Raw genomic sequence first — 25129 nt, 5'->3', positions numbered from 1 at the left:
GGCTTGACCAGGTCGTCCCAGTTCTTGATGCCCTTGGGGTTGCCCTTGCGCACCAGGAAGATGTAGGTCGAGGTGTACGGCGAGCTGTTGTGCGTGAGCTTCTTCTGCCAGTCAGGGCTCAGTTGCTTGGCCTTCTCGGCGATCTCGTCGATGTCATAGGCCAGGGCCAGCGTGACCACGTCGGCGTCGATGCCGTCGATCACCGAGCGCGCCTGCTTGCCCGAACCGCCGTGCGATGCCTTCACGGTGACGTTGTCGCCCGTCTTGGCCTTCCAGTACTTGCTGAACGCCGCGTTGTACTCTTGGTAGAGCTCGCGCGTCGGGTCGTACGACACGTTCAGCAGCGTGACGTCCTTGGCCGCAGCGATCGAGGGAACGACGGCGCCAAGGGCCGCAAGGGCCACGGTGCCGAGCGCGACGGCATTGAAAAGGCGACGCGAATGAGAGCGGTTGTTCATGGTGATGCGAGTTGTCCAGCGATGTATGAAGGAGAGCCCGGATCCTAGGATCGGCCCTTCTGCCCAGCAACGAACAAATCGGGCTTTGCATATCCGCAGGCCGCATAAAAAGCCGATGGATAAGCCACACCTCTGGTCAAAAACGAACAGAGTTGCTGAGAACAAAACGTTCAGCTTCAGTTCAAAGACGCCACCCGCATATCACGACGCAAAAACCTTCCTTGGATTGGGAAGGCCGGCTGCCTAGACTTGGCGCCCACCAAAGCCCCAGCCTGAGTGCAACGTGAACAAGCTCCTCACATTCCCGGATCCACAGGCCCATCCGCTGTCGGTGCGCGCTCGCGCGCTGGTGTTCGAAGATCCCAAATCCGCACGCCTGCTCGACACCGTCGAGCGTGTTGCCCCGACCGAAGCGGCCTTGCTCATCATTGGTGAAACCGGCACCGGCAAGGAGTTGATTGCCCGGCACCTTCACGAACACAGCACGCGCAAAGGGCCCTTCGTGGCTGTCAACTGCGGGGCCTTCAATGAAACACTGATCGAATCAGAGCTGTTCGGGTATGAGGCTGGCGCATTCACAGGGGCGGTGCGGGCACGATCCGGCTGGTTCGAAGCTGCACATGGTGGCACCCTGTTCCTTGACGAGATCGGCGATCTGCCGATGTCCCAGCAAGTCAAGCTGTTGCGCGTACTGCAGGAAAAACAGGTGGTGCGTGTCGGCTCCCGCACCCCCATCGACATCGATGTGCGACTGGTGGCCGCCACCAACGTGGATCTCACGCAGGCTGTAGAGGCTGGGCATTTTCGACGCGATCTCTGGTACCGCCTGAACGTGGCAACGGTGGATCTGCCACCACTGCGCGATCGTCCTGGCGACATCCTGCCTCTGGCCGCCCACTTCATCAGCCTTTACAGCAGCAAGCTGCACCTGCCCACAGCCACCTTGGCCGACGATGCACGACAGGCCTTGTTGTGCTACCCATGGCCAGGCAACATCCGAGAGCTTGAGAACGTCATCCACTACGCCCTGATCGTGGGCGACGACGGCATCATCCGGCAACGTGATCTGAAGTTTCCGGTGGTGTCGTCGCCGGGAGCACCACAGCCCACGACACATCAATCCTCAAGCAACCTGCAGGGATCACCGATGCCAGGATCGGCCTTCGCAAATCACGAGATCAGCCTGGAGGATGTGCTGCATCGCCTGATCGACCAGGCCACGCCTGATCTTTTCGAGCATGTCGAAACCCTGCTGGTCAATACGGCTTACGAGTTCTGCGAACGCAATCAGGTCCGCACCGCCAGGCTGCTGGGCATTTCGCGCAACATCCTTCGATCGCACCTGATGCGTCTCGACATCCTGCCCAAGCGTCAGCCGACGCATGGCCGCAACGATGCCGATGCTTCTACCCCGGTGGACAGCACATTCGCCTGCTGAGACAGCGCATCTCTCAAAGCGGTTGTCTTTCCACGCAGGGTGCCTACCGGTGGCGCCGCAAGAGGTCTCATGCCGCTTGTCATCATCGCCACCGGCTGGCGCTCCCCTCCTCCAGAATCTCATCACCAGGACGGCGCCTGCTGGACTGCTGCGGGCACCTGCTCTACCGCAGGTGCAGGCTCCTTGTGTATGAAGGCGCCATTGGCCGCGTACACAGCCAGCCCGGCCGCCAACAACGACACGATCAGCGAAATGGGGCGCGCGCCGCCCGCAGACTTGTTGCCATGGGGCACCTCTTTCCAACCGGTCACCATGGGCTTGACCAGGTTGTCGCGCTTGAACACCACGTAAAAGGCAATGGCCGCCAAGTGAAGGCCGATCAGCACCAGCAGCAGGTTGGACAACTGGTGGTGCCAGCCCGTCGCCTTGTTGGACACCTCCTCATCCACCAATGAGAACAAGGGGCCGAAGAAGGCGTTGCTGTCGTTGCCCAGCAGCCCGGTGATGGCCTGGGCGGCCAGCAAGGTCAGCAAGCCCAACACGGACAAGGCCCCCAGGGGATTGTGGCCCGCCCCCTGCCACTGCCCTTTGAGGTAGTTCAGGATTACCCCTGGCGTGGGCAGGAACGTCAGGAAACGTGCATAACGCGAACCCAGAAAACCCCAGGCCAATCTGAACGTCACGAGGCCGACGATGAGCAGGCCAGCCTTGCCATGCAGCTCCATCCACTCTCCACCCAGCTTGCCCGTCACGATGGCCACGGAGACAGACAAGACCAGGGACCAGTGGAAGACGCGTGTCGGCAGGTCCCACAGATGAATGCGGATGAGCGCGCCCGTCTCGACGGGCGCCCGGTCCAGGACCAGCGCCGAATCGTCAAGATGCTCAATGACTTCTTGAGGCTTCATGATGGATTCCGTCCATGTGGAAGAAGGCAGACCTTTGTCTGTCAGCGAGCTGCGGACTGGGTCGGCGCCGTGATGTGCGTCACCGCCGTGCCCCCCTGCTTCTCATAGTCTTCAGACCCGGTGGCACCGGCCACGTCGAAACCCTTGCTGGTCAGCAGGTCGGCAGCGGCACCGGCACGCCCCGCATGGTTGGACACGGTCAGGATCTTGCGGTCCCGCGGCAGGTAGGCAATGTGCTTTTCGAGTTCCTTGTTCTGCACGCTGATGAAGACGGGGAAGCTGCCGTACTTGATCAGCTCGTCGGGACGACGAAGGTCGATCACCAACAGCTTGTCTGGCTGTGCCAGCAAGGCATCGACCTCGGCGCGCTCAAGACGCTTGGCCTTGTACTTCCAGGCCTGTGCAGTGGGCGCATTGGTGGATGCGGCGGTCTGCGCGTAGGCAGTGGTGGTGCCAAAGGCCAGCATGGTGGCCAGCAGCAGTGTCTTGCTTTTGTTCATGTGCATGTACCTTCGCCTGGACAGGCGTTCGATGTGTCGATGAGTCAGCGTCTCGAAAGCATCGGATCGATGTCTTGAGTGAGCCCATTCGAGCAACTATCGAGCCAGGCATTTTGAAGGCCATCGCCTGGAGAAGCCGTGTTCATCGGACTCCTGTCGCTGTTGCTCGTGCAGCACATCGCGCATGGCTGCTGCTGCCACAGCAACATGATGGCGACGAAACGACGGCCTGGTCTTTCGCGAAGTGGCCGCGGCCAGACAGCAAGGAACCGCCACATGACACCCTCCGATGCGCGACCGACCAATGGCGCCCCCTTGAGAGCAGGAGTTATGTCAGACGCTTGATTGCTTATGTGATTCGCGCATGCTCAATGGCATGTTAAGTGCTGTTAAGGCGCCCACGAAAACAAGGTCCATCTCTTCAACAGGAGTATCTTTCAGTGAGCCCTCATCACGCGCCGGCCCTCCGCCCTGCCTCGCAGGCCCCCTTCCGACGCTCGCCCATCGCAGCCTTGGCCACCATGATCGCGTTCATGGCGCTGGGCCCCGCCCATGCCCAGAATGCCGAGCCCTCGGTGGCCGATCTGCAGGCCGAGATCACACGGCTGAAGCAGGCGCTGGCCGCGGCTCAAGGCGCTCCCACTGCCGTGCCTCCGACGCCGGCAGCTGATACCCCAACCCCCGCTCCTGCTGCACAGGCAGATGCCGCAGGCACCGCGGCATCTGGTCAGCAGGAACAGCAGCTTGAAACCGTGGTGGTTCGAAGCCGCAACCGCATCGAGCGCGTACAGGATGTGCCTTTGTCCGTCTCCGTGATCGGCGGTCGAGAGCTCGAGCGCGAACTGGCACTGGACATCGGCGCCATCACCAAGCGTGCCGCCAACGTGGTTCGCAACACGGGCAACTCACGCACCTACAGCCTGTCCATCCGCGGCGTTGGCAAGGTCAGCCAGGTGGAGGCCCAGGACGCCAGCGTGGGCATGATCCTGGATGGCGTGAGCTATGCCTATGCCCCGCTGGGCAGCTTCGATTTCTACGACGTTGAATCGGTGGAAGTGGCGCGCGGGCCGCAAGGCACGCTGCTGGGCAAGAACACCACCATGGGCGTGATCAACGTCACCACGCGCAAGCCCAGCTTCACCCCCGATGCCAACTGGTCGTTGACACTGGGGCAACGCAACACCGTGATCGCCCAGTTTGCCGGCGGCGGCCCGGTGATTGATGACCTGCTCGCCTTCCGTGGCGCTGTGACAGTGAACAAGGGCGCTGGCCCCTACGCCAATGCCTACAACCACGATGAAACCTACTTCAACCGGGACCGCGTGGCCGGCCGAGTGCAGTTCCTGCTGACACCCAGCCCCGATTTCAGCGCGCGGGCAAGCATTGAAATCCAGCCCAAGTCCGGTGAGTACTACAACGGCCTGACGGTCAAGCAGCAGGTGCCCAGCCAATACCGCAATGGCGCCACCACTGGCAACACGGCACTGGATGTCCAAGGAAAGCTCGGTCGTGACTGGTTCACCAACCAGAGCAGCTACCGGTACGACACCGACTACCTGGGCAATCTCTATCCGAACAACGACAACCAGCGCGCGCTGCAAACATCCACCAACGGGGCCTCACTGGAGTTGAAGTGGAATCTGGGCAGCCATGACCTGACCTCGATCACCGCTTACCGCGACTACCACTTCCACGCTCGCAACGACAGCGATGCCACGCCCTTCGACGTTCAACTCAATGGCGGAGGCAAGAACGACGCATACCGCCAACGCAGCCAGGAGATCCGACTGAGCTCCAAACCAGGCGGCTTCGTCGACTACCAGGTTGGCGCCCTGTGGTTCGCGAACTCCGTGGACTTCGGCAAGGATGGCGGATGGAACGCGGGCTGGGGCACCGATGCCGGCGCCTGGTTCGCCAACAACGAACAGTATGCAGTCCTCAACGCCGATGCCGCAGGCCGGCTTCTGATGGTCAATTCGCTCAAGGGCCTGAACAAGGCCAGCACGCAATCAGTGAAGAACAAGAGCATTGGCATCTATGGCCAAGCCGACTGGCACCTCACCGAGCAGACCACCCTCACGACTGGCCTGCGCTTCACCCACGAGAATCGCCAGAACTCAGGCTCGAACTACATCGCCGCCGATGGTGCGGGGGTTGGTCTCAATCCCGTCAGCGGAGTCAATGGGTTCGTCCTTGGCGGTTTTGACACAGTCGTGTTCGCCGACAGCAAGACCAAAGTCGTCAACACCACCACCGGCGGTCAGCTGACAAGCGCGAACACCGCAGAGCAGTTGAGCCTGGCCGACACGGTAGCCAACAGGTACTTCGGCGCAACCATCACAAGCACGCCGGGCGCTGCGTACAACAGCCTGACCCAGCCGCAGAAGCTGCAGATCGCCGCAGCCAAAGCCATACGCTCGGACCAGTTGGGCAAGCTGTGGGCGCTGGTCAAAGCAGAGGGCTTCCGCAAGACACAGCCCAACTTCGTCATCAGCCCGACCTACAAGATCAATGAAGACAACACCACCTACGCCAGCCTGCAGTATGGCGAGAAGGGTGGAGCAGTTCAGATCGTCGATGGCAAGTCCTTCGTGGCCAAGCCAGAGAAGGTCACCTCCTATGAAGTGGGGTTGAAGTCGGCTTTCCTGAACAAGAGCCTGTTCGTCAACACGGCCCTGTTCTTCACCAACGTGAAGGACTACCAGCAGCCCGTGACGGAGATCGATCAGGCATCGAACAGCACGGTCAACTACACCGGCAACGCGCCCAAGGTAGAGGTCAAAGGCCTGGAGATCGATGGTTCTTACACAGGTTTCAAGAACATCACACTGCGCTTCGCTGGTGCTTACACGGACGCCAAGTTCAAGGAGTTTGCAACCTCACCGCAGCCGGCTGAGAACAACAACGCCAGCGTCAAGTTCACCGATCTGTCTGGTCAGGCTCTGACAGGCGCAGCCAAATACACCTTCAATGTCGGCGCAGATTACAGGCGCCCGGTATTTGGCGACAAGACATTCCATACCAGCTTCAACACCGCCTACAGCAGCAAGTTCAACAGCGATGCGGCGTTGTCGACCTACGCCTGGATTCCATCCAACTGGAAGACAGACTTCTCCATCGGCCTGGGCCGCCGTGACAACGGGTTCGACGTCAGCCTGATCGTCAAGAACCTGTTCAACGACGACACACCACAAGTGCAGACCTGGAACAGCTACACGCCTGGTGAGCCCCGTTGGTTCGGCATTCAAATCTCCGGGAAGCTCTGATCTTTCCGCATGAAACTGGCGGCGCGATTATCGCGCCGCCCGTGGCCCGGCTGTGCCGGGCCTTTTTTACGTCGATCTGCCATGTGCGGCTTTTGCAGCAGCTGACTGTGCTGACAAATCAATCGCATGTCATGAAATCCTGTTGATTATTCAACAACTGCGCGTTGTGCAACTCAAGCCACGCAAGCACAGAAGGAAGACCCCTCTGGCGGCTTGCCCAGATGGGACAAGTGCACACCGAAGCCCGTGAGCCATCGACTGCTGACGCCGCAACAAATGCACCTCGAATATGTTGAATATCCAGCACAAACGACCTCAAACATGCGTTCTTTCAAACACTCAACCAGCGCATACGCATATGCGCAAACATAAGTAAATAAATAAGGCGTCTGGCGCGATAGTTGCTGATTGAGGCTGGTTCGAATATGACCTTTCATTTGTCTTTTGCCCAACCAACCACGCCCGATGAAAACATCGTTCCACGTCCTGAGGGTCCGTCCATGAAGAACAACGCGCGATATCTCGCCATCCTCGTGAGCCTGACGGCGGCCTCCGCCTTCGCGGCCACCGACAAGGCCCCGGCGGCCACCGCCAAGCCAGCAGCCACCGCAGATGCCAAAGCTGCAGCCCCCGCCAAGGCCTGGTCGCCCTACCAGGTGATCAAGGCCCCTGAGGTGCCCGCCGTCAAGCAGAAGGCCTGGGTGCGTTCGCCCATCGACGCCTTCGTGCTGGCCAAGCTGGAAACCGCCGGCATCAAGCCCTCGGGCGATGCCGACCGCGCCACCTACGTTCGCCGCGTCACGCTCGATGCCTGGGGCATCCTGCCCACGCCGGAAGAAACCCAGGCCTTCGTCAACGACAAGTCGCCCAACGCCTACGAGAAGCTGGTCGACCGCCTGCTGTCGTCCCACCACTTCGGCGAGCGCCAGGCACGCCGCTGGCTGGACCTGGCCCGCTATGCCGACAGCTCCGGCTTCCAGAACGACAACAACCGCCCGAACAACTGGCGCTATCGCGACTACGTGATCAACGCCTTCAACAGCGACAAGCCGTTCGACCGCTTCATCAAGGAGCAGGTGGCCGGTGATGAGCTGTGGCCCGAAAGCCAGGAAGCCCGCATTGCCACAGGCTACCTGGGCGGCTACCCCGACAACGCCAACTCGCGCGACCTGGTGCAACGCAAGTACCAGATCGAGACCGACATGACCGACCTGGTGGGTGAGACCCTGCTGGGCGCCACGATCGGTTGCGCGCGTTGCCACAACCACAAGGCCGACCGCGTCAGCCAGAAGGAGTACTTCCAGCTGCAGGCCTTCTTCGCCAACACCGCCTTCGACGAGAGCTACAAGCTCAAGACCAAGGAAGCCGGCGATGAATCCTGGGAGAAGACCCAGGCCGCCTACCGCGCCGCCACCAAGCACATCCGCGACAAGCAGGATGCACTGCTGGCCGGCCTGGACGAGAAGGCCATCAAGTACCAGAAGGAACGCTACCTGACGGACAGCCGAGACTCGCTCTTCAAGCCCAAGGAAGAGTGGAACGCACTGGACAAGTGGGTGAACTGGCGCCACAAGACCGTGGCCCCGGACCGCGCCTCCAAGGTCGCGTACCTCAAGCTGTCGGCCGAAGACGCCGCCAGCCCTGAGTACGATGCCGCCAATGTGGAGAAGTGGAAGGAATACGAGAAGCTCCAGGCCGAACTCAAGCAGTTCGACAAGCTGCGCCCGCAAGAGATCAGCTCGACGAACATCACCACAGCCATCGAGCTCGGCAAAGAGGCCCCTCCCACCTTCCTGCGCTTTGGTGGCATCCATGAGCGCCCGACCGAGGAAGTACAGCCTGGCCTGCCCAAGCTGTGGAACCCCACCGGAGACACGCCGAAGATCGAGGCCACCGCCACGTCATCGGGCCGCCGCACGGCGTTGGCCAACTGGCTGACCAGCCCGAACAACCCGCTGACCGCCCGCGTCTACGTGAACCGCGTGTGGGCCCAGCTGTTTGAAAAGGGCATCGTCAGCACCGTGGCCGACTTCGGTCGCGCCGGCCAGAAGCCGACCCATCCCGAGCTGCTCGACTACCTGTCCGACCGCTTCGTGAAGGAAGGCTGGAGCGTCAAGAAGCTGCAGCGCGAGATCATGCTGTCCAGCGCCTACCGCCAGGCCTCGAGCGAGCGCACCGAGGTGGTCAAGGCCGATCCGGACAACAAGCTGCTGGCCTACTTCCCGCGCAAGCGCCTGGAGGCTGAAGAAATCCGTGATTCGCTGCTGTACGCCTCCGGCCAACTGGTGGACAAGGTCGGTGGCCCCGCCGTGTTCCCGCCCGTGCCCAACAACCTGGGTGCAGGCAACCTGTGGCAAAAGCCCGCCAAGGCAGAAGACGCTCACCGCCGCAGCATCTACACCTTCGTGCGTCGTTCGGTGCCCTACCCGCTGACCGTCAGCTTCGACCCGGCCAACACCGTGCAGCCTCACCAGAAGCGCGATGTGACCACCACGCCTCTGCAAGCGCTGACGCTGTTCAACAGCGACATCGTCTTCGGCTGGTCGCAAGCCCTCGCCGGCCGCGTGATCAATGAAGCCGGCAAGGATCCATCGGCCCAGTTCGACCGTCTGTATGAGGTGCTCTTCGCCCGCAAGCCGACCAAGGACGAGAAGGTGGCCCTCAAGGCTTTCCTGGCACAACAGGAAAAGATCGTGGCCGAGAAGGTGGCCGAAGCCACCAAGACAGGCACCTATTCGGTGGCCGTGCCCACAGGCCTCAAGCAGACGATCGCGCTGGACCCGGTGCGCGCTGCAGCCTTCGTGGACCTGGTGCACACCGTGGCGAACTCCAACGACTTCGCCTACCGCTTCTGATCATCGACGAACACACACACATTCAACAAGGAACAACGACCATGAGTCACCAATCTCGCCGCGATTTCCTCGCCAAGTCCAGTCTGTTCGCCGGTGGTACCGCCCTGGGTGGCCTGGGCCTGGGCGGCTTCCAGTCGGCGATGGCCTCCGAGCTGATCGACCCGCTGGCCCCCAAGCAACCGCACTTCACCCCCAAGGTGAAGTCGGTGATCTGGCTGCACCAGAACGGCGCTCCCAGCACGCTGGACCTGTACGACTACAAGCCAACGCTCGAGAAGCTCGCCGGCCAGGACATCCCCGAGTCCTTCATCAAGGGCATCAAGACCAGCACCCAGGGTGGCGTGGGCAAGTTGTTCGTGGCCAAGGACCGCACCTGGAAGCAATACGGTGAAAGCGGCGCCTGGTTCTCGAACCTGCTGCCCAACCTGGGCGAGCACGCCGACAAGATGGCCTTCATCAAGTCGAGCGTGACCGTGGGCGCCACCCACGACATCTCGATCCTCAAGCTCAACACCGGTGACCTGAGCCCGGGCCGCCCCTCACTGGGCGCCTGGGTGGTCTATGCCCTGGGCACGGCCAACCCCGACCTGCCGCCCTACGTGGTGCTGTACGACGGCGAGCGCGAGCCCACCGCCGGTTCGCAGAACTGGAACTCCGGCTTCCTGCCCGCCATCTACCAGGGCGTGGCCTTCCGCCCGGGCAACTCGCCCATCCTGTACCTGGACCGCCCGGACGTGCGCGCCGCGGAACAGCAACGCGCTTCGCTGGACCTGCTCAAGCGCCTGAACAACATCGGCGCCTCCAAGTACCCCAGCGACACCGAACTGCGTGCCCGCCTCAAGTCCTACGACCTGGCCGACCGCATGCAGGTGGCCGCACCTGCCGCCGTGGACCTGAGCAAGGAAACCGACGCCACCAAGGCCCTGTACGGCATTGGCGACGAAATCAGCGGCCGCTACGGCGAGACCCTGCTGCGTGCCCGTCGTCTGGTCGAGCGCGGTGTGCGCTTCATCCAGGTGGTGACGGGCGACATCCCGGTCAAGGAAGGCGACCGCGCCAGCTGGGACGCCCACGATGACCTGGCCGTCAACCACGCCGCCAAGGCGCGTCAGGTGGACAAGCCCATCGCCGGCCTGCTGGCCGACCTGAAATCGCGCGGTCTGCTGGACACCACCCTGGTGGTGTGGACGTCCGAGTTCGGCCGCACATCCTACGGCCAGAGCGGCAACGGCCGTGACCACAACCCCTGGGGCTACACCCAGTGGCTGGCCGGTGGTGGCGTCAAGGCTGGCTTCACCTACGGCGAAACCGATGAGGTCGGCCTGCAGACCGCCGACAAGGACAAGGCCGTGGACACCTACGACCTGCAGGCCACCGTGCTGCACCTGATGGGCCTGGACCACCTGAAGACCACCTTCCTGAACAACGGCCGCTCCGAGCGCCCGACGGTGGTGTACGGCAAGGTGGTCAAGGATCTCCTGGCCTGACGAACAGGACCCGGGCCTTCCCGGGTTCCGGATCGCCCGGCAGGTGCACGCCTGCCGGGCTTCCCGCACCTGCGCAGTCCATTGATGATGACACCGACAAGGCGGGCCTCTGGCACCGCCTGACTGACGACGACATGCACAAGATCAAGCGTTCACGCGCCTGGGCCGTTCTGGGCGCCAGGGGCACTGCAGCCATTCTGCTGGCCGCCATGGCCGTGGCCACCGGCACCGTGAGATCGGCCCAGGCCGAACTCGATCCCGACCTGATGCTCGCCATCGAAGACCTCAACAAGAGCCTGAGCTCCAACATCGCGCTCAAGGATGCCAAGGCCAGCACGGCCGACGCCAAGGAACTGGAAACCCTGTTCCACAAGGTGGAGGTGTTCTTCGTCGAGAAGGGCGAAGCCCCTGATGCGGTCGACCTGTCGAAGAAGAGCCGCGAACTCTCGGGCTCCATCATCAAGAACGTGGAGTCGGGCAACTTCGATGCCGCCACGGATGCGGCCACCAACCTGTCGCGAACCTGCCGCGCCTGCCACACCTTCTACAAGAAGTCCTGAGATCCCTCGGAGAGAAACCGAACCATGAACAAGATCATCCGCGCCAGCCTCTTCTCGGCCGCTTTCTCGGCTGTTTTCGCAGCCGCCCTGCCCGTTGCCGCCGCCCTGAAGGAAGGCGACAAGGCCCCCGAGTTCAAGACCCAGGCCTCGCTTGCCGGCAAGGAGTTCACCTTCTCGTTGAAGGACAACCTGCGCAAGGGCCCGGTGGTGGTGTACTTCTACCCCTCGGCCTTCACGGGTGGCTGCAACATCCAGGCGCACACCTTCGCCGTGAACCACGACAAGTTCGCCGCTGCGGGCGCGACCATCGTGGGCGTGTCGCTGGACAACATCGCTCGCCTGAATGATTTCTCGGCCGACCCGCAGTACTGCGCCGGCAAGATCGCCGTGGCTTCCGATGCCGACGGCAAGATCGCCAAGGCCTTCGACCTGAAGGTCCGTGAAGCCGTGGCTGGCCGCAAGGACACGCGCGGCGCCGACATCGACCACGCGTTCGCCGAACGCACCACCTTCATCGTGACCCCCGACGGCCGCATCGCTGCCACCGTGGGTGACTTGGCCCCCGCGGCCAATGTGGACAAGGCCCTGGACGTGGTCCAGAAGCTGGCCTCTGCCAAACGCTGACGAGGCACGCCTTTGCCTTTGAAGCAGTTTGCGTTTTCAAGCGCCGATGATCACCCTGCCCTCCGCCCGCCGAATCGCGGTGCAAGCCCCACGCGCAAGCCGGGGCTCATGGTCTTGGGGGCATTCATGATGATGGGTGCGCTGAGCACCAGCCCGGCTTGGTCTCAGGCCGCCAAGGGCAAGGCCAAGACCCCGCCCCCCGCAGCCACCGCCCAGGCGCCTGCCGCATTCAAAGGCGATGCCGTGGCGGGCCAGGACAAGGCCGATGCCGAGCGGTGCGTGGAGTGCCATGGCACCCACGGCCAGGGCACCCATGAAGCGCGCTTTGCACGCTTGGCGGGCCAGCACCCGGCCTACATCGTGCGGCAGGTCGAACACTTCCGCAGCGGTGCCCGAAAAAACGACGCCATGGCCATCGGTGCCCGCGCCGTGGCCGACGACGACCTGCGCGACATCGCCGCCTTCTTCGCCAGCCAGCCCCGTGTGAAAGGCAATGGCGCACCTGGCACACCCGCGGCCGTGCGCCTGGTCACCCAGGGTGATCCGGCACGCGGCATCCCCGCCTGCGTCAGCTGTCACGGGGCCGAATCACTGGGCCAGTCCTTGCCGGGATTCGTCGTGCCATCGCTGGCCGGGCAGGAATACCAATACCTGATCAACCAGTTCGGCGAATGGCGCCAGGGCTGGCGTGTCGACAGCCCCGATGGGTCGATGGTTCGCATCGCCAAGGCCCTGACGGAGACCGAAATCACCGAGCTTTCCCAATACTTCGCCAACCTGCCCTGAAAGAGACGCCATGACTCAACAACGACACCATCGGCCGCTCAACATCCTGCTGGCCGCCTGCGCCCTGGCCTGGCTGCCAGGCTCAGCCTTCGCACAGGTACAGGCCGCAGCCAGCCCGTTGCCCTCCACCATCACCGCCGGTATCCCTGGTGTGGTGGCCGCAGGCACCCGCATCGAACTGATCAAGGAAGGCTTCAGCGGCACCGAAGGGCCCGTCGCCCTGCCCGACGGCAGCTTCGCCTTCACAGAGACGCAAGCTGCGCGCATCACGCGCATCGCGCCCGATGGCACCATCTCCACTCTCTTGAGTGACACCAACGGTGCCAACGGCCTGGGCTTCGGCGCCCATGGCGAGCTGTACGCCGTGCAGGTGCAGCAGCCCCGCGTGGGCATCATCTATCCGCCCGAGCGCGCCAAGACCCTCGTCGAGCGCTACGAAGGTGCGCCGTTCGGCCGCCCCAACGACCTGGTGGTGAGCCAGCTGGGCCATGTGTACTTCACGGATTCTGGTGCCCAGGCTCCACGCCCGCCCCAGGCGGGCGCTTCGGCCACACCAGCGCCTGTGGCCAAGGCCGACCAGCCCGCGCCCAACAAGCCTGCCGTCTACCGCATCGGCAACGACGGCAGCGTCAAGCGTCTGGCCAACGACATCGAACGCCCCAACGGCATTCAGTTGAGCCCTGACGAGAAGGTGCTCTACGTGGCCAACACTGCCGGCGAGTACGTGCTGGCCTACGACCTGGCCGATGACGGCACCGTGGGGCCCAAGCGCAACTTTGCCAAGCTCGAGGGCTGGCGCACCACCGAGACGGGCACTACCAGCAGTGGTGCCGACGGCCTGGCCGTCGACGCCCGTGGCCGCCTGTACGTGGCCTCGACCGTCGGCATCCAGGTCTTCTCACCGGAAGGCCAGCCGCTGGGCATCATCGCCCTGCCCAAGGCGCCCCAGAACATCGCCTTCGCCGGCCCCGGCAAAAGAACCCTCTACGCGGTGGGGCGTGGCGCGGCCTACAAGATCGCCACGATCGCCTCCGGCTATGGTGGCCGTGCCAAGTAAGGCATACCACCTCTTCAAACATCCATTCAGCAAGGTTGCACGCCATGACGACACGACTGACCGCCGATGATTTCCACCCCGAAGTGCTCAAGCTCTTCGACCAGTATGTGCACGGCCAGCTGGGCCGCCGCGGCTTCCTGAACTCCGCGGCCAAGTACTCGGCCGGGGCCGTGGGCGCCGAGTTGCTGCTCTCGCAACTGGCGCCCAATTTCGCGAATGCGCAGCAGGTGCAGGCCGGCGATCCGCGCATCAAGGCCCAGTACGTCGAGATCGCATCGCCAAACGGCTATGGCAAGGTGCGCGGCTACCTGGTGTCGCCCGCCAAGGCCAGCGGCAAGCTCCCCACCGTGCTGGTGGTGCATGAGAACCGCGGCCTGAACCCGCACATCGAGGACATCGCCCGCCGCCTGGCGCTGGACAACTTCATCGCCTTCGCACCCGACGCCCTGTTCCCGCTGGGCGGCTACCCAGGCGATGAAGACAAGGCCCGTGAGCTGTTCCCCAAGCTGGACCAGGTCAAGACGCGTGCCGACTTCATCGCCTCTGCCGGCTACCTCAAGGCACTGCCTGAGGGCAACGGCAAGCTGGGCGTGGTGGGCTTCTGCTATGGCGGCGGCATCTCCAACTACCTGGCCACCCAGCTGCCCGACCTGAACGCCTCGGTGCCCTTCTATGGCGGCCAACCCAGCGAGGAAGAAGCCGCACGCATCAAGGCCCCGCTGCTGCTGCACTACGCCGAGAACGACGAGCGCATCAACGCGGGCTGGCCCAAGTACGAAGCCGCACTGAAGAAGGCAGGCGTCTCCTACCAGGCCTACATCTACCCGAAAGCCCAGCACGGCTTCAACAACGACACCACACCGCGCTACGACGAGGCATCGGCCAAGCTGGCCTGGTCTCGCACGGTGGAGTTCTTCAACAAGCACCTGCGCACCTGAGCGGGGCGCACCGATTCCGTCCTTGCCGTCCCCTTTCTTCAACCACAGGAAACACGATGAAACTGCGTCCCCCTTCCTTCCTGGCCTCGACGCTGGCCCTGGCCGTGCTGGCCGTTGCCGCTGGCGGTGCCGTCGCCCAGCAAGCACCCAAGCCCGAGGTGCTGATCAAGAGCCGCCAATCGGCCTTCCAACTGGTGGCGTTCAACTCCGGCCGCATCAAGGCCAACCTGGACGGCACCTACAACAAGGATGAGGTGGTGCGCGCCGCCAACACCATCGCCGCCATCGCGGGTTCGGGCCTCGGCGCGCTGTTCGCCCCTGGCACGGAAGCCGGCAAGGGCTGGCACGACACCACCGCCAAGCCCGAGTTGTTCAAGGATCTGAAGAAGTTTGCTGAACTGGGCGGCAACTTCAACAAGGAAGCAACCGAGCTGAGCAAGGTGGCCGCCGGTGGCGATGTGGGTGCAGTCAAGGAGCAGTACGCCAAGCTCAGCCGCACCTGCAAGGCCTGCCACGACGATTTCAAGGCCAAGGACTGAGCCGGTATGCCCGGAGGAGACAACATGATGACGAAGACCGCCCGCCGCAGCGCCTCCAGCCTGGCCCTGTGTGCCCTGCTGGCCGCTGCTCCCCTGGCTGTGCTGGCCCAACAGGCCGCCGCACCTGCCGCCACAGCCGAGGCGCCCAAGCCACCCTTCAGCTTCTTCGTGACCAGCACAGGCCTGGGCAAAGGCGCTGACCTGGGTGGCCTGGCCGGTGCCGATGCGCATTGCCAGAAGCTGGCCGAATCGGCAGGCTCGCCCTTCAAGACCTGGCGTGCCTACCTGAGCACGCAGGCGGCCAACGGCCAGCCTGCCGTGAACGCCCGTGACCGCATTGGCCAGGGCCCGTGGGTGAACACACGCGGCGCCGTGGTGGCCCGCAACCTGTCGCACCTGCACGGAGACACGCTGGACGAGGCACGCCTGGGCAACAACGTCAGCTGGTCCACGGCCTTCACCGAGAAGAACGAACCCGTCAAGCGCGCGGGCGACAAGCCCAACGAGCACGACATCCTGACCGGATCGACGCCCGAGGGCCGCGCCTTCACGGACACGGCCGACAAGACCTGCAAGAACTGGACGAGCGGTGCCGAGGACGGCTCAGCCCAGGTCGGGCACTTCGACCGCACGGGCGGCAGCAATGTCTCGTGGAACTCCACCCACCCGAGCCGTGGTTGCAGCCAGCCCAAGCTGGTCAGCAGCGGTGGCGCGGGCCTGCTGTATTGTTTCGCAGCCAACTGAGGCAGTCTGAAGGCCGGTATTCCTTTCACGGAACTTAACGGCCCTGCCCTGCATCTTCCACGGGGACGCCTGACCAGGCGTCCCCGCGTTGCCTCCAGGCGCCTCGCCAGCACCTTCGCTTTCCGCCCTCTGCAGCGGCCCAACTGCCGCACCGATCGAATGCGCCACGTGAACACCTTTGCCCGCCTGACCGCCTCCTCGCTGCTGGGTCTGATGATGACCTGGTGCGCGCAGCTGTCATGGGCCGCGCCGGTGCCCGAGGCCGACACCGGCCACGTGCGCGCCAAACTGGTGGCCTCCGTGGGCCAGGTGCACCCCGGTGAGCAGATCACCATCGGGCTGAATCAGCGCATCATCGAACACTGGCACACCTACTGGTCCAATCCCGGGGATTCCGGCCTCGCCACCACCATCGAATGGACGCTGCCCACGGGTGCTTCCGCCGGCGACATCCAATGGCCCATCCCCCACAAGTTCAAACTGGGGCCGGTGACCAACTACGGCTACGAGCGCGAGGTCACGCTGCTGAGCGCGGTCACGGTGCCCAAGGACGCACGCCCGGGCAGCAGCTTCCCACTCGAGGCCAAGGTGAACTGGCTGGTCTGCCAGGACACCTGCATTCCGCAGGAAGCGCATCTGAGCCTGAGCCTGCCGGTGGTCGCTGCCGGGCAGCCGTCCTTGCCGGGCAGCCCTCTGATCGACCAGGCCCGTGCCCAATTGCCTGTGGCCAGCCCGTGGAAGGTCGGGGCCCAGGCGCATGCGCACGGCGTCGCCTTGCGGATTGAGGATGCGGCCCTGGGCGGCGCTCAAGTCAAGGACGTGTGGTTCTACCCACTGACCTGGGGCCATGTGGCCCACAACGCAGAGCAAGCCCGCACCACAGACGCCCAGGGCGTCACCCTGCAGTTGCAGGCGGGCGAAACCCCACCGCAGCCAGGGCAGGCTCTGGCCGGGGTGCTCGTGGTCACGCAGACAGACGACCAGGGGGGGGATGTGCGCCGCGGCTATGACGTCAGCGTCACCGTGCCACCAGGCGGTGCTCCTGCACCCATGGCCACCCCGCTGGCGGCGGCCGATGCCACCGCACCTGCTTTACCCGAAGAAGCGCCCCTCGGCCTGGGCCTGGCGCTGCTGCTGGCCTTGCTGGGCGGGCTGGTGCTCAACCTGATGCCCTGCGTGTTCCCGGTGCTGTCGATCAAGGCCCTGGCCATGCTGAACCACCATGACCAGACGCCACGACAAGCCCGCCTGCACGGGCTGGCCTACACGCTGGGGGTGCTGGCCAGCTTTGCATTGCTGGCCGGGCTGCTGGTGGCTGTCAAGGCGGGCGGTGCCCAGGTGGGCTGGGGCTTCCAGTTCCAGTCGCCCCTGTTCGTGCTGGTCGTGGCCTACCTGATGTTCGCCGTGGGCCTGAGCCTGTCGGGGGTGTTCACCATCGGGGCCTCCGTCACCGGGGTGGGCTCGTCGCTGGCCGACCGCTCCGGCTACACCGGCAGCTTCTTCACCGGCGTGCTGGCCACCGTGGTGGCCACCCCCTGCACCGCTCCGTTCATGGGCGGCGCCATCGGCTTTGCGCTGACGCAGCCCACACCGGCTCTGCTCGCGGTGTTCCTGAGCCTGGGCCTTGGCCTGGCCCTGCCCTACCTGCTGCTGAGCTCCTGGCCGGCCCTGCAGCGCTGGCTGCCACGGCCGGGCTTGTGGATGGAGCGCGTCAAGCAGGCATTGGCCTTCCCGATGTATGGCGCGGCCGCCTGGCTGGTGTGGGTGCTGGCCCTGCAGGCCGGCATCGACGCGGTGGCCGCCGCGCTGGGGGGCATGGTGCTCATCGCCTTCGCAGCCTGGGTGTACGACAGTTCCCGACACAGCAGCGTGTTTGCGCGCCGGGGTGGCCTGGGCCTGGCGGCCGTGGCCCTGCTGGTGGCCATCGGAGGCACAGGCCTGGCGGTGCGTTCATTTGAAGCAACAGCCGGCGCCAGCCACACACTCTCAGCCAATGCCGCAGCGGACCGCGGCTGGGAGCCCTACTCCACCGAGCGCTTCGAGGCCTTGCGTGCCAAGGGCGATCCGGTGTTTTTGAATTTCACGGCGGCCTGGTGCATCACCTGCCTGGTCAACGAGCGCGTCGCCTTGAGCCGCCCCCCGGTAGCCGAGGCCTTCAAGGCCCAGGGCATCACCTACCTCAAGGGTGACTGGACGCGCCAGGACCCGCAGATCAGCCGGGTGCTGGACAAGTTCGGGCGCAGCGGTGTGCCGCTGTACGTGTACTACCCGCAGGGCCTGCAGAGCAAACCGGTCGTGCTGCCGCAGATCCTCACGCCCGAACTGGTGGTGTCGGCCGTCAAGGAAGGTGCGCCGGCCGTCACCTCATCCCTCACCCCTTGACCGCATCGATGCGGTCACCCTCAACCAGGAGCTCACCCATGTTGCGTCGACACTTCTCCAGCACCGTCCTTGCCAGCCTGGCACTGGCCTGCGCCTCGCTCACCGCACACGCCGCCGCCGAGATCGGCCAGACCGCACCCGTCTTCTCGGCCCAGGGCGCCGATGGCAAGACCATCAATCTGGCCGACTACAAGGGCAAGACGGTGGTGCTGGAATGGACCAACCACGATTGCCCCTTCGTCAAGAAGCACTACGACAGTGGCAACATCCAGGGCTTGCAGAAGGATGCCGCCGCCAAGGGCGTGGTCTGGCTGCAGGTGATCTCGTCGGCCGCTGGAGAGCAGGGCCAGGTGGACGGCCCGACCGCGATCAAGCTCAACAGCAGCCGCAGCGCCCAACCGGCAGGCACGGTGCTGGATCCCCAAGGCACGGTGGGCAAGCTGTACGGCGCTCAGACGACACCGCACATCTTCATCATCGATGCGCAGGGCAAGCTGGCCTACAAGGGCGGCATCGACAGCATCGCATCGGCCAACAAGGCCGACATTGCCAAGGCAGACAAGTACGTGGCCAACGCCCTCACAGCCATCACCTCCAACCAGAAGGTGGCCCAGGCCAGCACGCGCCCCTACGGCTGCTCGGTGAAGTACGCCAGCTGATGGATTGAAAAGGACGCCAGGGCTGGCGGTGCATTCACCGCTGGCCTTGGCCCTTGCCCGGTGGATCCGTCCGGGTCAATGAGGTGACCGGGTAGCGCACGCCCTTGACGAGCACACCGCTCCGGCGGCCGAAGCTACCAGAAGGGCCAGGGTCGAACCCCACCTGTTCGGTGTACGGCAGTTCGGTGGCTGCGCTCTGAAGCCGGGCCAGGTACCACTGGCCTTGACGATCCTGCAGCAACACGGCGGAGTCGCCTTGAGGTTGCCAGTTCTGGATGCCGCCCTGGCTCGCAAAGGCAATGGTTGCCTCGCCCCCGGTATCGACCGGGATCTGCGCCGTGGTTCCGTCAGCCAACGGCTTGTTGGCACAACCTGCCAGCAAGGCCAGACACACAGCGTATGAGAGCGTCAATGGCACGAGTGGCCGGGCCCCGCGGTTCAGCCGCGCTGTCAGATGACACGGCTCGATCATGGAGACTCCTTCTTCGCGTCAGGCCCAGGCGAGGCATCCTGCAAGGCTCTGGCCTTGTCGATGCTCGCCCCAATGGTGCGCGCCATCTCTGAATCCTGCGGCACCAGGGCCAGCAGATGCTGCCAAGGTCCCACCGCCTTGGCGTAGTCATGCCGCTCGAAAGCCGCACTGCCCGCCAGGGCCAGCGCCTGCAGGTTGTCCGGATCGAGCTTCAGTGCCCGGTGGATGAGCCGTTCCGGCTCGCCCGTCAGGGTCTGGCCCTGCGTCATGCCCAGCACCACGGCATAGTCGGCCAGCAGTTCAGGGGTTTCGGGCGCGTACTTCAGCAAATTGGCATAAGCCGCCGCCGCCTGATCGAAGCGGCGCAGTGTCTCGTATGACCTGATCAGCATCCGCCAGCCATCGGGATCGTCTGGCTTGGCCGCCAGCTTGGTGGCCAGGCGCTGCACCATGCCTTCGATCTGATCGGCCGTCATCCCGCCGCCATCGGGTGCAGCCCCTGCCACTGCGGTTTCCGGCGCAGCTGCGGACGAGGATGGGATCTGCGCCAGTCGGCGCGCAGGGTCGAGCGCCTCGGGAGTACCGGCCACCTGGTAGAGCACCGCCGCGATCACGGTGATGGCCACCGCCACCACTGCTGCCGTCCAGGGCTGGGGCGCGACGGCCGGCAAAGCAGCAGTCTCGACTGAAGCCTCGTCCGTTCTGCGGCTCAAGAGATCCCGCTGCGCAGCCACATAGGCTTGCTCGGACAGGGCTCCGCTGTGCAGGTCGGCATCCAGCTCACGATGCTGCGCGCGCAGCACCTCGAGGTTCAATGCAGCGGCATCGACACCGATGATGCCTGCCCTGTCCCGCCGCCTCAGCAACGGCGGCAACACGAACAGCAGGGCCAGCGCGAGCAGACCGGCCGCCGACAAGATGAAACCGTTCATTGGGGCTTGTCCTCGTGGGCACGCAAGCGCCGCCACAGCACCACCAGGCCGATCAGCAGCAGGGCGAAGGGACCGAACCACAGCCCCCAGGTCTGCGCCTTGACGGGCGGCCGGTAAAGTACGAAATCGCCGTAGCGCTGCACCATGTAGTCGATGACCTGTTCATCGCTCCAGCCCTGGATCAGCTTCTCGCGCACCTGTTGCTTGAGGTCGATCGCCAGGTCCGCGTGCGAATCGGCAATGGTCTGGTTCTGACACACCAGGCAACGCAGTTGTTCGGCCAGGTGTTTGGCGCGGTCATCGACGGCCGCCTGCCAGGCAGCAGGCGCCGAGGCCGGCGCGGCCAAGGTCCACGAGGCCTGCAACAAGCCCCAGGCCGACCAGGTCAGCACCCAGGCCAGCCAGCCAGCCAGCATCCAGACGGGTCTGCGGGCGTTCTCAGGCACGGCGCAGCTCCTGGATCAAGGGCAACAGCTTGTCCCGCACGATCTCGCGCGTGAGCGGCCCAGTGAGCTTCATGCGGATCACGCCCTGCTTGTCGATGACGAAGGTCTCGGGCACGCCATAGACACCGTAGTCGATGCCCACACGGCCATCGGCATCGAAAGCCACGTGCTGGTACGGGTTGCCCAGGCGATCCAGCCATAGGCGGCCCTTGGTCCGATCGTCCTTGTAGTCCAGCCCGATCAGGGGCACGCCGGCCTGGCGCGACAGATCGAGCAGCACGGGGTGCTCTTCATGGCACGAGGCGCACCACGAGGCCCACACGTTCAGCACCCAGACCTGGCCACGCAGGTCGGCCGGGCCGATGGTGGCCTGCTCGGACTCCAGCCGCGTCAGCTGAAAAGCCGGCGCCGGCTTGCCGATGAAGGGGGACGGGATCTCCTGCGGCTTGAGGCGCAGGCCCGCCCCCAGCAAGGCCAGCAGCACGGCAAAGATGGCCAGGGGCCAGATGAAGCGGGTCATGTTGGTGTCGTCGAGAGATCGTGATGCCCGGGGGACACGGCGATGTCGTTGCGCTTCGCCGCGGCGCCTTCGCCTGCCGCCTGGCGCTTGCGCAGCCGGTAACGCCGGTCGGAGGCGGCCAGCAAGCCACCCAGCGCGATCACCACCGCACCGCCCCACACCCAGGACATGAAGGGCTTGTGCTGCACGCGCACCAGCCAGGCCCCGTCCGGCGTGGCCTCGCCGAGCGACACGTAAACGTCGCGGGTCAGACCCCGGTCGATGGCCGCCTCGGTCATCGGCATGCGCTGCACGGTGTAGATGCGCTTCTCAGGGTGCAGATCCGGCAGGCGCTCATCCCCCTGCCGCAGCTCGAAGGTGCCGCGTGCACCCACGTAGTTCGGGCCACGCACCTCGTCGAGCGACGAGAAGGTCACGCGGTATGGCCCCGCCTGGGCGCTGGCACCCACGCGCAGCGACACATCCTGCGCGGTGCCCAGGCCGCGCGACAAGGTCACACCGACCACGAACAGGCCCATGCCTACGTGCGCTGCGATCATGCCCCAGTAGCCCAACTCCGGGCTGCGCAGGCGCTTGAACACGGGCGTGCCGGCGGGCAGCAAGCGCAGCCGATCCCACAGTTGCAGGGCTGTGCCCAGCACGATCCAGGCGGCCAGCGTCAAGCCGAGCACCACCAGCGCCGAGGCCTTCAGGATCAGCGCGAACAACACGGCCAGCACCGCCACACCGATCGCTGCCACCCGCACGCGGGCAAGCACCTTGCCTGCCACGCCCTGCTTCCAGCCCACGAAGGGCCCGATCGGCAGCAGCAACAGCAGCGGCACCATCAGCGGCCCGAAGACCGCGTCGAAGTACGGCGGGCCCACCGAGATCTTGCCCAGGTTGAGCGCATCGAGCACCAGTGGGTAAAGCGTGCCCAGCAGCACGGTGGCCGCGGCCACCAGCAGCAACACGTTGTTGAGCAGCAGCAAGGTCTCACGGGAGAACAGCGCGAAGCGCCCGCCCAGGCCGACCGACGGGGCACGCCAGGCATAGAGCGTGAGCGAGCCGCCAATCACCAGGGCCAGGAACACCAGGATGAACAGGCCCCGCTCGGGATCCGATGCGAAGGCGTGAACCGAGGTCAGCACGCCTGAGCGGACCAGGAAGGTGCCCAGCAATGACAGAGAAAACGCCAGGATGGCCAGCAGCACCGTCCAGTTCTTGAAGCTGCCGCGCTTCTCCGTGACGGCCAGCGAGTGGACCAGGGCCGTGCCCACCAGCCAGGGCATGAAGGACGCGTTCTCGACCGGGTCCCAGAACCACCAGCCGCCCCAGCCCAGCTCGTAATAGGCCCAGAAGCTGCCCATGAAGATGCCCAGCGTCAGGAAGGACCAGGCCACCAGCGTCCAGGGGCGCGACCAGCGTGCCCAGGACGCATCCAGCCGGCCGCCCAGCAGGGCCGCCACGGCGAAGGCGAAGGCCACGCCAAAGCCCACGTAGCCCATGTAAAGCAGCGGCGGGTGGATGATCATGCCCAAGTCCTGCAGCAGCGGGTTCAGATCGCGCCCATCAAGCGCCGCAGGCAACTGGCGATCGAAGGGGTTGGACGTGAGCAGCATGAAGGACAGGAAGCCGATGCTGACCAGGCCCAGCACGCCCAGCACCCGCGCCACGGTGTCGTCCGGCAATTGGCGGCTGAAGCGAGACACGGCAAACGTCCAGCCCGCCAGGATCAGCACCCACAGCAACAGGGATCCTTCATGCCCTCCCCAGGTGGCCGCCACCCGAAAGTGCACCGGCAAGGCCGTGTTCGAGTTGGAGGCCACATAGGCCACCGAGAAGTCATTGCCCACGAAGGCCTGCACCAGGCAGGTGAAAGCCAGTGCCACGAAGGCGAACTGGCCAGCCGCCGCAGGGCGGGCCACAGCCATCCAGCGGGCATCGCCCCGCCAGGCACCGAGCAATGGCAGCAGGGCCTGCACCGCAGCCAGGCCCAAGGCCAGCATCAAGGCGAAGTTGCCCAGTTCGGGGGTCATGGCCTGGTGTCCTTGGAAAGAGGGGGTGTGGCTTGCGGCGGCGTTGCGGCGCCCGCAGACTGCTGGCGTGCCTGCTCCAGCGCGTGGGCGGCCTCGGGCGGCATGTAGTTCTCGTCGTGCTTGGCCAGCACCTCTTCGGCCAGGAAGACCAGCTGCTGCGCGTTCTGGCCCAGGCGACCTTGGGCCACCACGCCTTTGCCCTCCTTGAACAGATCGGGCAGGATGCCTCGGTAGCTCACCGCCACGCGCTGGACCATGTCCGTCACGATGAAGTTGACGGTCAGGCCATCGGCCTGGCGGCGCAGGCTGCCGCGCTCCACCATGCCACCGATGCGAAAGCTGCGGTCACGCGGCGCCTCGCCAGAGACGATCTGCGACGGCGTGAAGAAGAACACCAGGTTCTTCTGGAAGGCCGAGAGCACCAGCCAGGCACCCACGCTCAGCACCGCCAGGCCCACCAGCAGGAACAGCAGGCGCTTGTGACGCGACTTCATGGTGCCCCCTGCGAAGCACGGGCCGCCACGCGGGCACGGCTGGCATTGCCTGCCTCCTTGAGTTGACGCGCCTGCGCCACCGCCCGCAGGGCGCCACGCCGGCGTGCCACCAGACCCAGCACCTCCAGCCCGATCAACGCGAACACCACGCCGACCGAACCCCACACATACAGGCCGTAACCACCCATGGCCCAGAAGGCCTGCCAGCTGCCCCAGCTCATGAGCGCACCTCCGGCAACCGGGCCGCCCAGTCGGTGTGGCTTTCCCGCTCAAGCACGATGGCACGCAGCCGCGCCAGCACCGCTGCGATGGCATAGGCCCACAGGCCCAGCGTGGTCACCAGCATGCCTGTGAGCATCACCGTGGCCATGCTGGAGCCCTTGAGGTTGATGCTCGAGCCCTGGTGCAGGGTGTTCCACCACTGCACCGAGAAGTAGATGATCGGCACGTTGACCGCGCCGACCAGGGCCAGCACAGCCCCAGCCTTGTCGCTCTTGCGCGAATCGTCGATGGCCGCCTGCAAGGCGATGAAGCCAATGTACAGGAACAGCAGGATCACGACCGAGGTCAGCCGGGCATCCCACACCCACCAGGTGCCCCAGGTGGGCCGCCCCCACAGTGATCCCGTCCACAAGGTGAGCACGGCGAACAAGGCACCGGTGGGCGCCAGCGCACGCGCCATCATGAATGACAGCCGGGTGCCCAGCACCAGGCCCACCGCCGACCAGAAGGCCATGGCGAGGTAGATCAGCATGGCCAGCCAGGCGGCGGGCACGTGCAGGTAGATGATGCGGTAGGCATCGCCCTGCTGGTGGTCCGTGGGTGCCACGAAGAACCCGATGTACAGGCCCGCCACCGTCAGAACGACGGCCAATGCGGCAAACCAGGGCAGCAGGCGCCCGGCCAGTGGGTAGACATGCTGGGGTGAGGCATGGCGCCACCACCAATGGCCGGCGCCCGCCAGGGCGACGCCGCGCGCGCCCGTGGCTGCGGCATCAGGGAATGTGGCGAGGTCTTTCATGGGGCTTGCAGAAGAATCGAGGCGA

General features: G+C 64.9%; 24 protein-coding genes. 13 read left to right on the top strand and 11 right to left on the bottom strand.

All coding sequences use genetic code 11. The features are described from left to right. A partial coding sequence (locus tag EIP75_RS17085; RefSeq protein WP_125244490.1) for a sulfate ABC transporter substrate-binding protein occupies positions 1–458 on the bottom strand: 458 nt, incomplete at its 3' end. 283 nt (positions 459–741) lie between these two features. Between EIP75_RS17085 and EIP75_RS17080 the strand changes: the two genes are divergently transcribed. Next, a complete protein-coding gene (locus tag EIP75_RS17080; RefSeq protein ID WP_125244489.1) occupies positions 742–1896 on the top strand; it encodes a sigma-54 interaction domain-containing protein in 1155 nt (384 codons plus the stop codon). Positions 1897–2018: 122 nt separating this feature from the next. Here the strand turns inward: EIP75_RS17080 and EIP75_RS17075 are convergent, their stop codons facing one another. Continuing rightward, positions 2019–2804 carry a cytochrome b/b6 domain-containing protein gene (locus EIP75_RS17075; RefSeq protein WP_125244488.1) on the bottom strand — a complete coding sequence of 262 codons (786 nt, stop codon included), beginning with the start codon at positions 2802–2804 and terminating at the stop codon, positions 2019–2021. Positions 2805–2845: 41 nt separating this feature from the next. Next, on the bottom strand, positions 2846–3304 hold the full coding sequence (locus tag EIP75_RS17070) for a rhodanese-like domain-containing protein (protein ID WP_125244487.1): 459 nt from the start codon (positions 3302–3304) through the stop codon (positions 2846–2848). Between the two features lie 440 nt (positions 3305–3744). Between EIP75_RS17070 and EIP75_RS17065 the strand changes: the two genes are divergently transcribed. The 12 genes from EIP75_RS17065 to EIP75_RS17010 all read left to right on the top strand — a co-directional run bounded on the left by EIP75_RS17065 (position 3745) and on the right by EIP75_RS17010 (position 19201). Beyond that, entirely contained in the window at positions 3745–6570 is a 2826-nt protein-coding gene (locus tag EIP75_RS17065; protein ID WP_199758627.1) for a TonB-dependent receptor, read from the top strand. A 500-nt stretch (positions 6571–7070) separates the two neighbouring features. Next, entirely contained in the window at positions 7071–9425 is a 2355-nt protein-coding gene (locus tag EIP75_RS17060; RefSeq protein WP_199758626.1) for a DUF1549 and DUF1553 domain-containing protein, read from the top strand. A 41-nt stretch (positions 9426–9466) separates the two neighbouring features. Next, the gene (locus EIP75_RS17055; RefSeq protein ID WP_125244486.1) at positions 9467–10912 is read left to right on the top strand and encodes a DUF1501 domain-containing protein; all 1446 of its coding nucleotides are present in this window, start codon (positions 9467–9469) and stop codon (positions 10910–10912) included. 134 nt (positions 10913–11046) lie between these two features. After that, complete coding sequence (locus EIP75_RS17050; RefSeq protein ID WP_125244485.1) at positions 11047–11472, top strand: hypothetical protein; 426 nt, start codon at positions 11047–11049, stop codon at positions 11470–11472. A 24-nt stretch (positions 11473–11496) separates the two neighbouring features. Next, entirely contained in the window at positions 11497–12096 is a 600-nt protein-coding gene (locus EIP75_RS17045) for a peroxiredoxin (protein WP_125244484.1), read from the top strand. 108 nt (positions 12097–12204) lie between these two features. After that, on the top strand, positions 12205–12882 hold the full coding sequence (locus tag EIP75_RS17040; RefSeq protein WP_125244483.1) for a c-type cytochrome: 678 nt from the start codon (positions 12205–12207) through the stop codon (positions 12880–12882). Between the two features lie 10 nt (positions 12883–12892). Then, positions 12893–13939: an SMP-30/gluconolactonase/LRE family protein gene (locus tag EIP75_RS17035; RefSeq protein ID WP_125244482.1), complete on the top strand. Its 1047-nt coding sequence runs from the start codon at positions 12893–12895 to the stop codon at positions 13937–13939. Between the two features lie 44 nt (positions 13940–13983). Further along, on the top strand, positions 13984–14877 hold the full coding sequence (locus EIP75_RS17030; protein WP_125244481.1) for a dienelactone hydrolase family protein: 894 nt from the start codon (positions 13984–13986) through the stop codon (positions 14875–14877). A 56-nt stretch (positions 14878–14933) separates the two neighbouring features. Next, positions 14934–15416 carry a c-type cytochrome gene (locus EIP75_RS17025; protein WP_125244480.1) on the top strand — a complete coding sequence of 161 codons (483 nt, stop codon included), beginning with the start codon at positions 14934–14936 and terminating at the stop codon, positions 15414–15416. A gap of 27 nt (positions 15417–15443) precedes the next feature. Next, positions 15444–16160, top strand: a complete 717-nt coding sequence (locus EIP75_RS17020) for a lectin (RefSeq protein WP_125244498.1) — start codon at positions 15444–15446, stop codon at positions 16158–16160. A 159-nt stretch (positions 16161–16319) separates the two neighbouring features. Continuing rightward, a complete protein-coding gene (locus tag EIP75_RS17015; RefSeq protein WP_125244479.1) occupies positions 16320–18542 on the top strand; it encodes a protein-disulfide reductase DsbD family protein in 2223 nt (740 codons plus the stop codon). Between the two features lie 38 nt (positions 18543–18580). Further along, on the top strand, positions 18581–19201 hold the full coding sequence (locus EIP75_RS17010) for a redoxin domain-containing protein (protein WP_125244478.1): 621 nt from the start codon (positions 18581–18583) through the stop codon (positions 19199–19201). Between the two features lie 34 nt (positions 19202–19235). On the opposite strand, the gene EIP75_RS17005 is transcribed toward EIP75_RS17010, so the two are convergent. From EIP75_RS17005 to ccmC, 8 genes are read right to left on the bottom strand one after another with little or no spacing between them, the layout of a single operon-like run. Beyond that, positions 19236–19673 (bottom strand): DUF6491 family protein, encoded by a 438-nt coding sequence (locus EIP75_RS17005; RefSeq protein WP_148100974.1) that lies wholly within the window; start codon positions 19671–19673, stop codon positions 19236–19238. Then, positions 19670–20605: a c-type cytochrome biogenesis protein CcmI gene (ccmI, locus tag EIP75_RS17000; protein ID WP_125244476.1), complete on the bottom strand. Its 936-nt coding sequence runs from the start codon at positions 20603–20605 to the stop codon at positions 19670–19672. The genes EIP75_RS17005 and ccmI overlap by 4 nt, the downstream gene beginning before the upstream one ends. After that, positions 20602–21051 (bottom strand): cytochrome c-type biogenesis protein, encoded by a 450-nt coding sequence (locus EIP75_RS16995; RefSeq protein WP_338014937.1) that lies wholly within the window; start codon positions 21049–21051, stop codon positions 20602–20604. The genes ccmI and EIP75_RS16995 overlap by 4 nt, the downstream gene beginning before the upstream one ends. Beyond that, positions 21044–21571, bottom strand: coding sequence for a DsbE family thiol:disulfide interchange protein (locus EIP75_RS16990; RefSeq protein ID WP_125244475.1), 528 nt, complete (start codon positions 21569–21571; stop codon positions 21044–21046). The genes EIP75_RS16995 and EIP75_RS16990 overlap by 8 nt, the downstream gene beginning before the upstream one ends. Continuing rightward, positions 21568–23589 carry a heme lyase CcmF/NrfE family subunit gene (locus EIP75_RS16985; RefSeq protein WP_125244474.1) on the bottom strand — a complete coding sequence of 674 codons (2022 nt, stop codon included), beginning with the start codon at positions 23587–23589 and terminating at the stop codon, positions 21568–21570. Before EIP75_RS16985 ends, EIP75_RS16990 begins: the two co-directional genes overlap by 4 nt. Beyond that, a complete protein-coding gene (gene ccmE, locus EIP75_RS16980; protein WP_125244473.1) occupies positions 23586–24083 on the bottom strand; it encodes a cytochrome c maturation protein CcmE in 498 nt (165 codons plus the stop codon). Before ccmE ends, EIP75_RS16985 begins: the two co-directional genes overlap by 4 nt. Then, positions 24080–24304 (bottom strand): heme exporter protein CcmD, encoded by a 225-nt coding sequence (gene ccmD, locus EIP75_RS16975; RefSeq protein WP_125244472.1) that lies wholly within the window; start codon positions 24302–24304, stop codon positions 24080–24082. Before ccmD ends, ccmE begins: the two co-directional genes overlap by 4 nt. Further along, complete coding sequence (gene ccmC, locus EIP75_RS16970) at positions 24301–25104, bottom strand: heme ABC transporter permease CcmC (protein WP_125244471.1); 804 nt, start codon at positions 25102–25104, stop codon at positions 24301–24303. Before ccmC ends, ccmD begins: the two co-directional genes overlap by 4 nt. Positions 25105–25129 lie beyond the last annotated feature (25 nt).

The sequence above is a fragment of the Aquabacterium soli genome (assembly GCF_003933735.1).
In the GTDB taxonomy this organism is placed as follows: Bacteria; Pseudomonadota; Gammaproteobacteria; order Burkholderiales; family Burkholderiaceae_C; genus Aquabacterium; species Aquabacterium soli.
This window is presented reverse-complemented; position numbering and strand designations above follow the sequence as displayed.

Bases quoted from the DNA above. Each gene is read 5' to 3' on its own strand.
- EIP75_RS17015 (WP_125244479.1), top strand. From the start codon at position 16,320: ATGCGCCACGTGAACACCTTTGCCCGCCTGACCGCCTCCTCGCTGCTG.
- EIP75_RS17025 (WP_125244480.1), top strand. From the start codon at position 14,934: ATGAAACTGCGTCCCCCTTCCTTCCTGGCCTCGACGCTGGCCCTGGCC.
- EIP75_RS16985 (WP_125244474.1), bottom strand. From the start codon at position 23,589: ATGACCCCCGAACTGGGCAACTTCGCCTTGATGCTGGCCTTGGGCCTG.
- ccmI (WP_125244476.1), bottom strand. From the start codon at position 20,605: ATGAACGGTTTCATCTTGTCGGCGGCCGGTCTGCTCGCGCTGGCCCTG.
- ccmE (WP_125244473.1), bottom strand. From the start codon at position 24,083: ATGAAGTCGCGTCACAAGCGCCTGCTGTTCCTGCTGGTGGGCCTGGCG.
- ccmD (WP_125244472.1), bottom strand. From the start codon at position 24,304: ATGAGCTGGGGCAGCTGGCAGGCCTTCTGGGCCATGGGTGGTTACGGC.
- ccmC (WP_125244471.1), bottom strand. From the start codon at position 25,104: ATGAAAGACCTCGCCACATTCCCTGATGCCGCAGCCACGGGCGCGCGC.
- EIP75_RS17030 (WP_125244481.1), top strand. From the start codon at position 13,984: ATGACGACACGACTGACCGCCGATGATTTCCACCCCGAAGTGCTCAAG.
- EIP75_RS17040 (WP_125244483.1), top strand. From the start codon at position 12,205: ATGGTCTTGGGGGCATTCATGATGATGGGTGCGCTGAGCACCAGCCCG.
- EIP75_RS17055 (WP_125244486.1), top strand. From the start codon at position 9,467: ATGAGTCACCAATCTCGCCGCGATTTCCTCGCCAAGTCCAGTCTGTTC.
- EIP75_RS17035 (WP_125244482.1), top strand. From the start codon at position 12,893: ATGACTCAACAACGACACCATCGGCCGCTCAACATCCTGCTGGCCGCC.
- EIP75_RS17070 (WP_125244487.1), bottom strand. From the start codon at position 3,304: ATGAACAAAAGCAAGACACTGCTGCTGGCCACCATGCTGGCCTTTGGC.
- EIP75_RS17060 (WP_199758626.1), top strand. From the start codon at position 7,071: ATGAAGAACAACGCGCGATATCTCGCCATCCTCGTGAGCCTGACGGCG.
- EIP75_RS16990 (WP_125244475.1), bottom strand. From the start codon at position 21,571: ATGACCCGCTTCATCTGGCCCCTGGCCATCTTTGCCGTGCTGCTGGCC.
- EIP75_RS17050 (WP_125244485.1), top strand. From the start codon at position 11,047: ATGCACAAGATCAAGCGTTCACGCGCCTGGGCCGTTCTGGGCGCCAGG.
- EIP75_RS17045 (WP_125244484.1), top strand. From the start codon at position 11,497: ATGAACAAGATCATCCGCGCCAGCCTCTTCTCGGCCGCTTTCTCGGCT.
- EIP75_RS17020 (WP_125244498.1), top strand. From the start codon at position 15,444: ATGACGAAGACCGCCCGCCGCAGCGCCTCCAGCCTGGCCCTGTGTGCC.
- EIP75_RS17010 (WP_125244478.1), top strand. From the start codon at position 18,581: ATGTTGCGTCGACACTTCTCCAGCACCGTCCTTGCCAGCCTGGCACTG.
- EIP75_RS17005 (WP_148100974.1), bottom strand. From the start codon at position 19,673: ATGATCGAGCCGTGTCATCTGACAGCGCGGCTGAACCGCGGGGCCCGG.
- EIP75_RS17075 (WP_125244488.1), bottom strand. From the start codon at position 2,804: ATGAAGCCTCAAGAAGTCATTGAGCATCTTGACGATTCGGCGCTGGTC.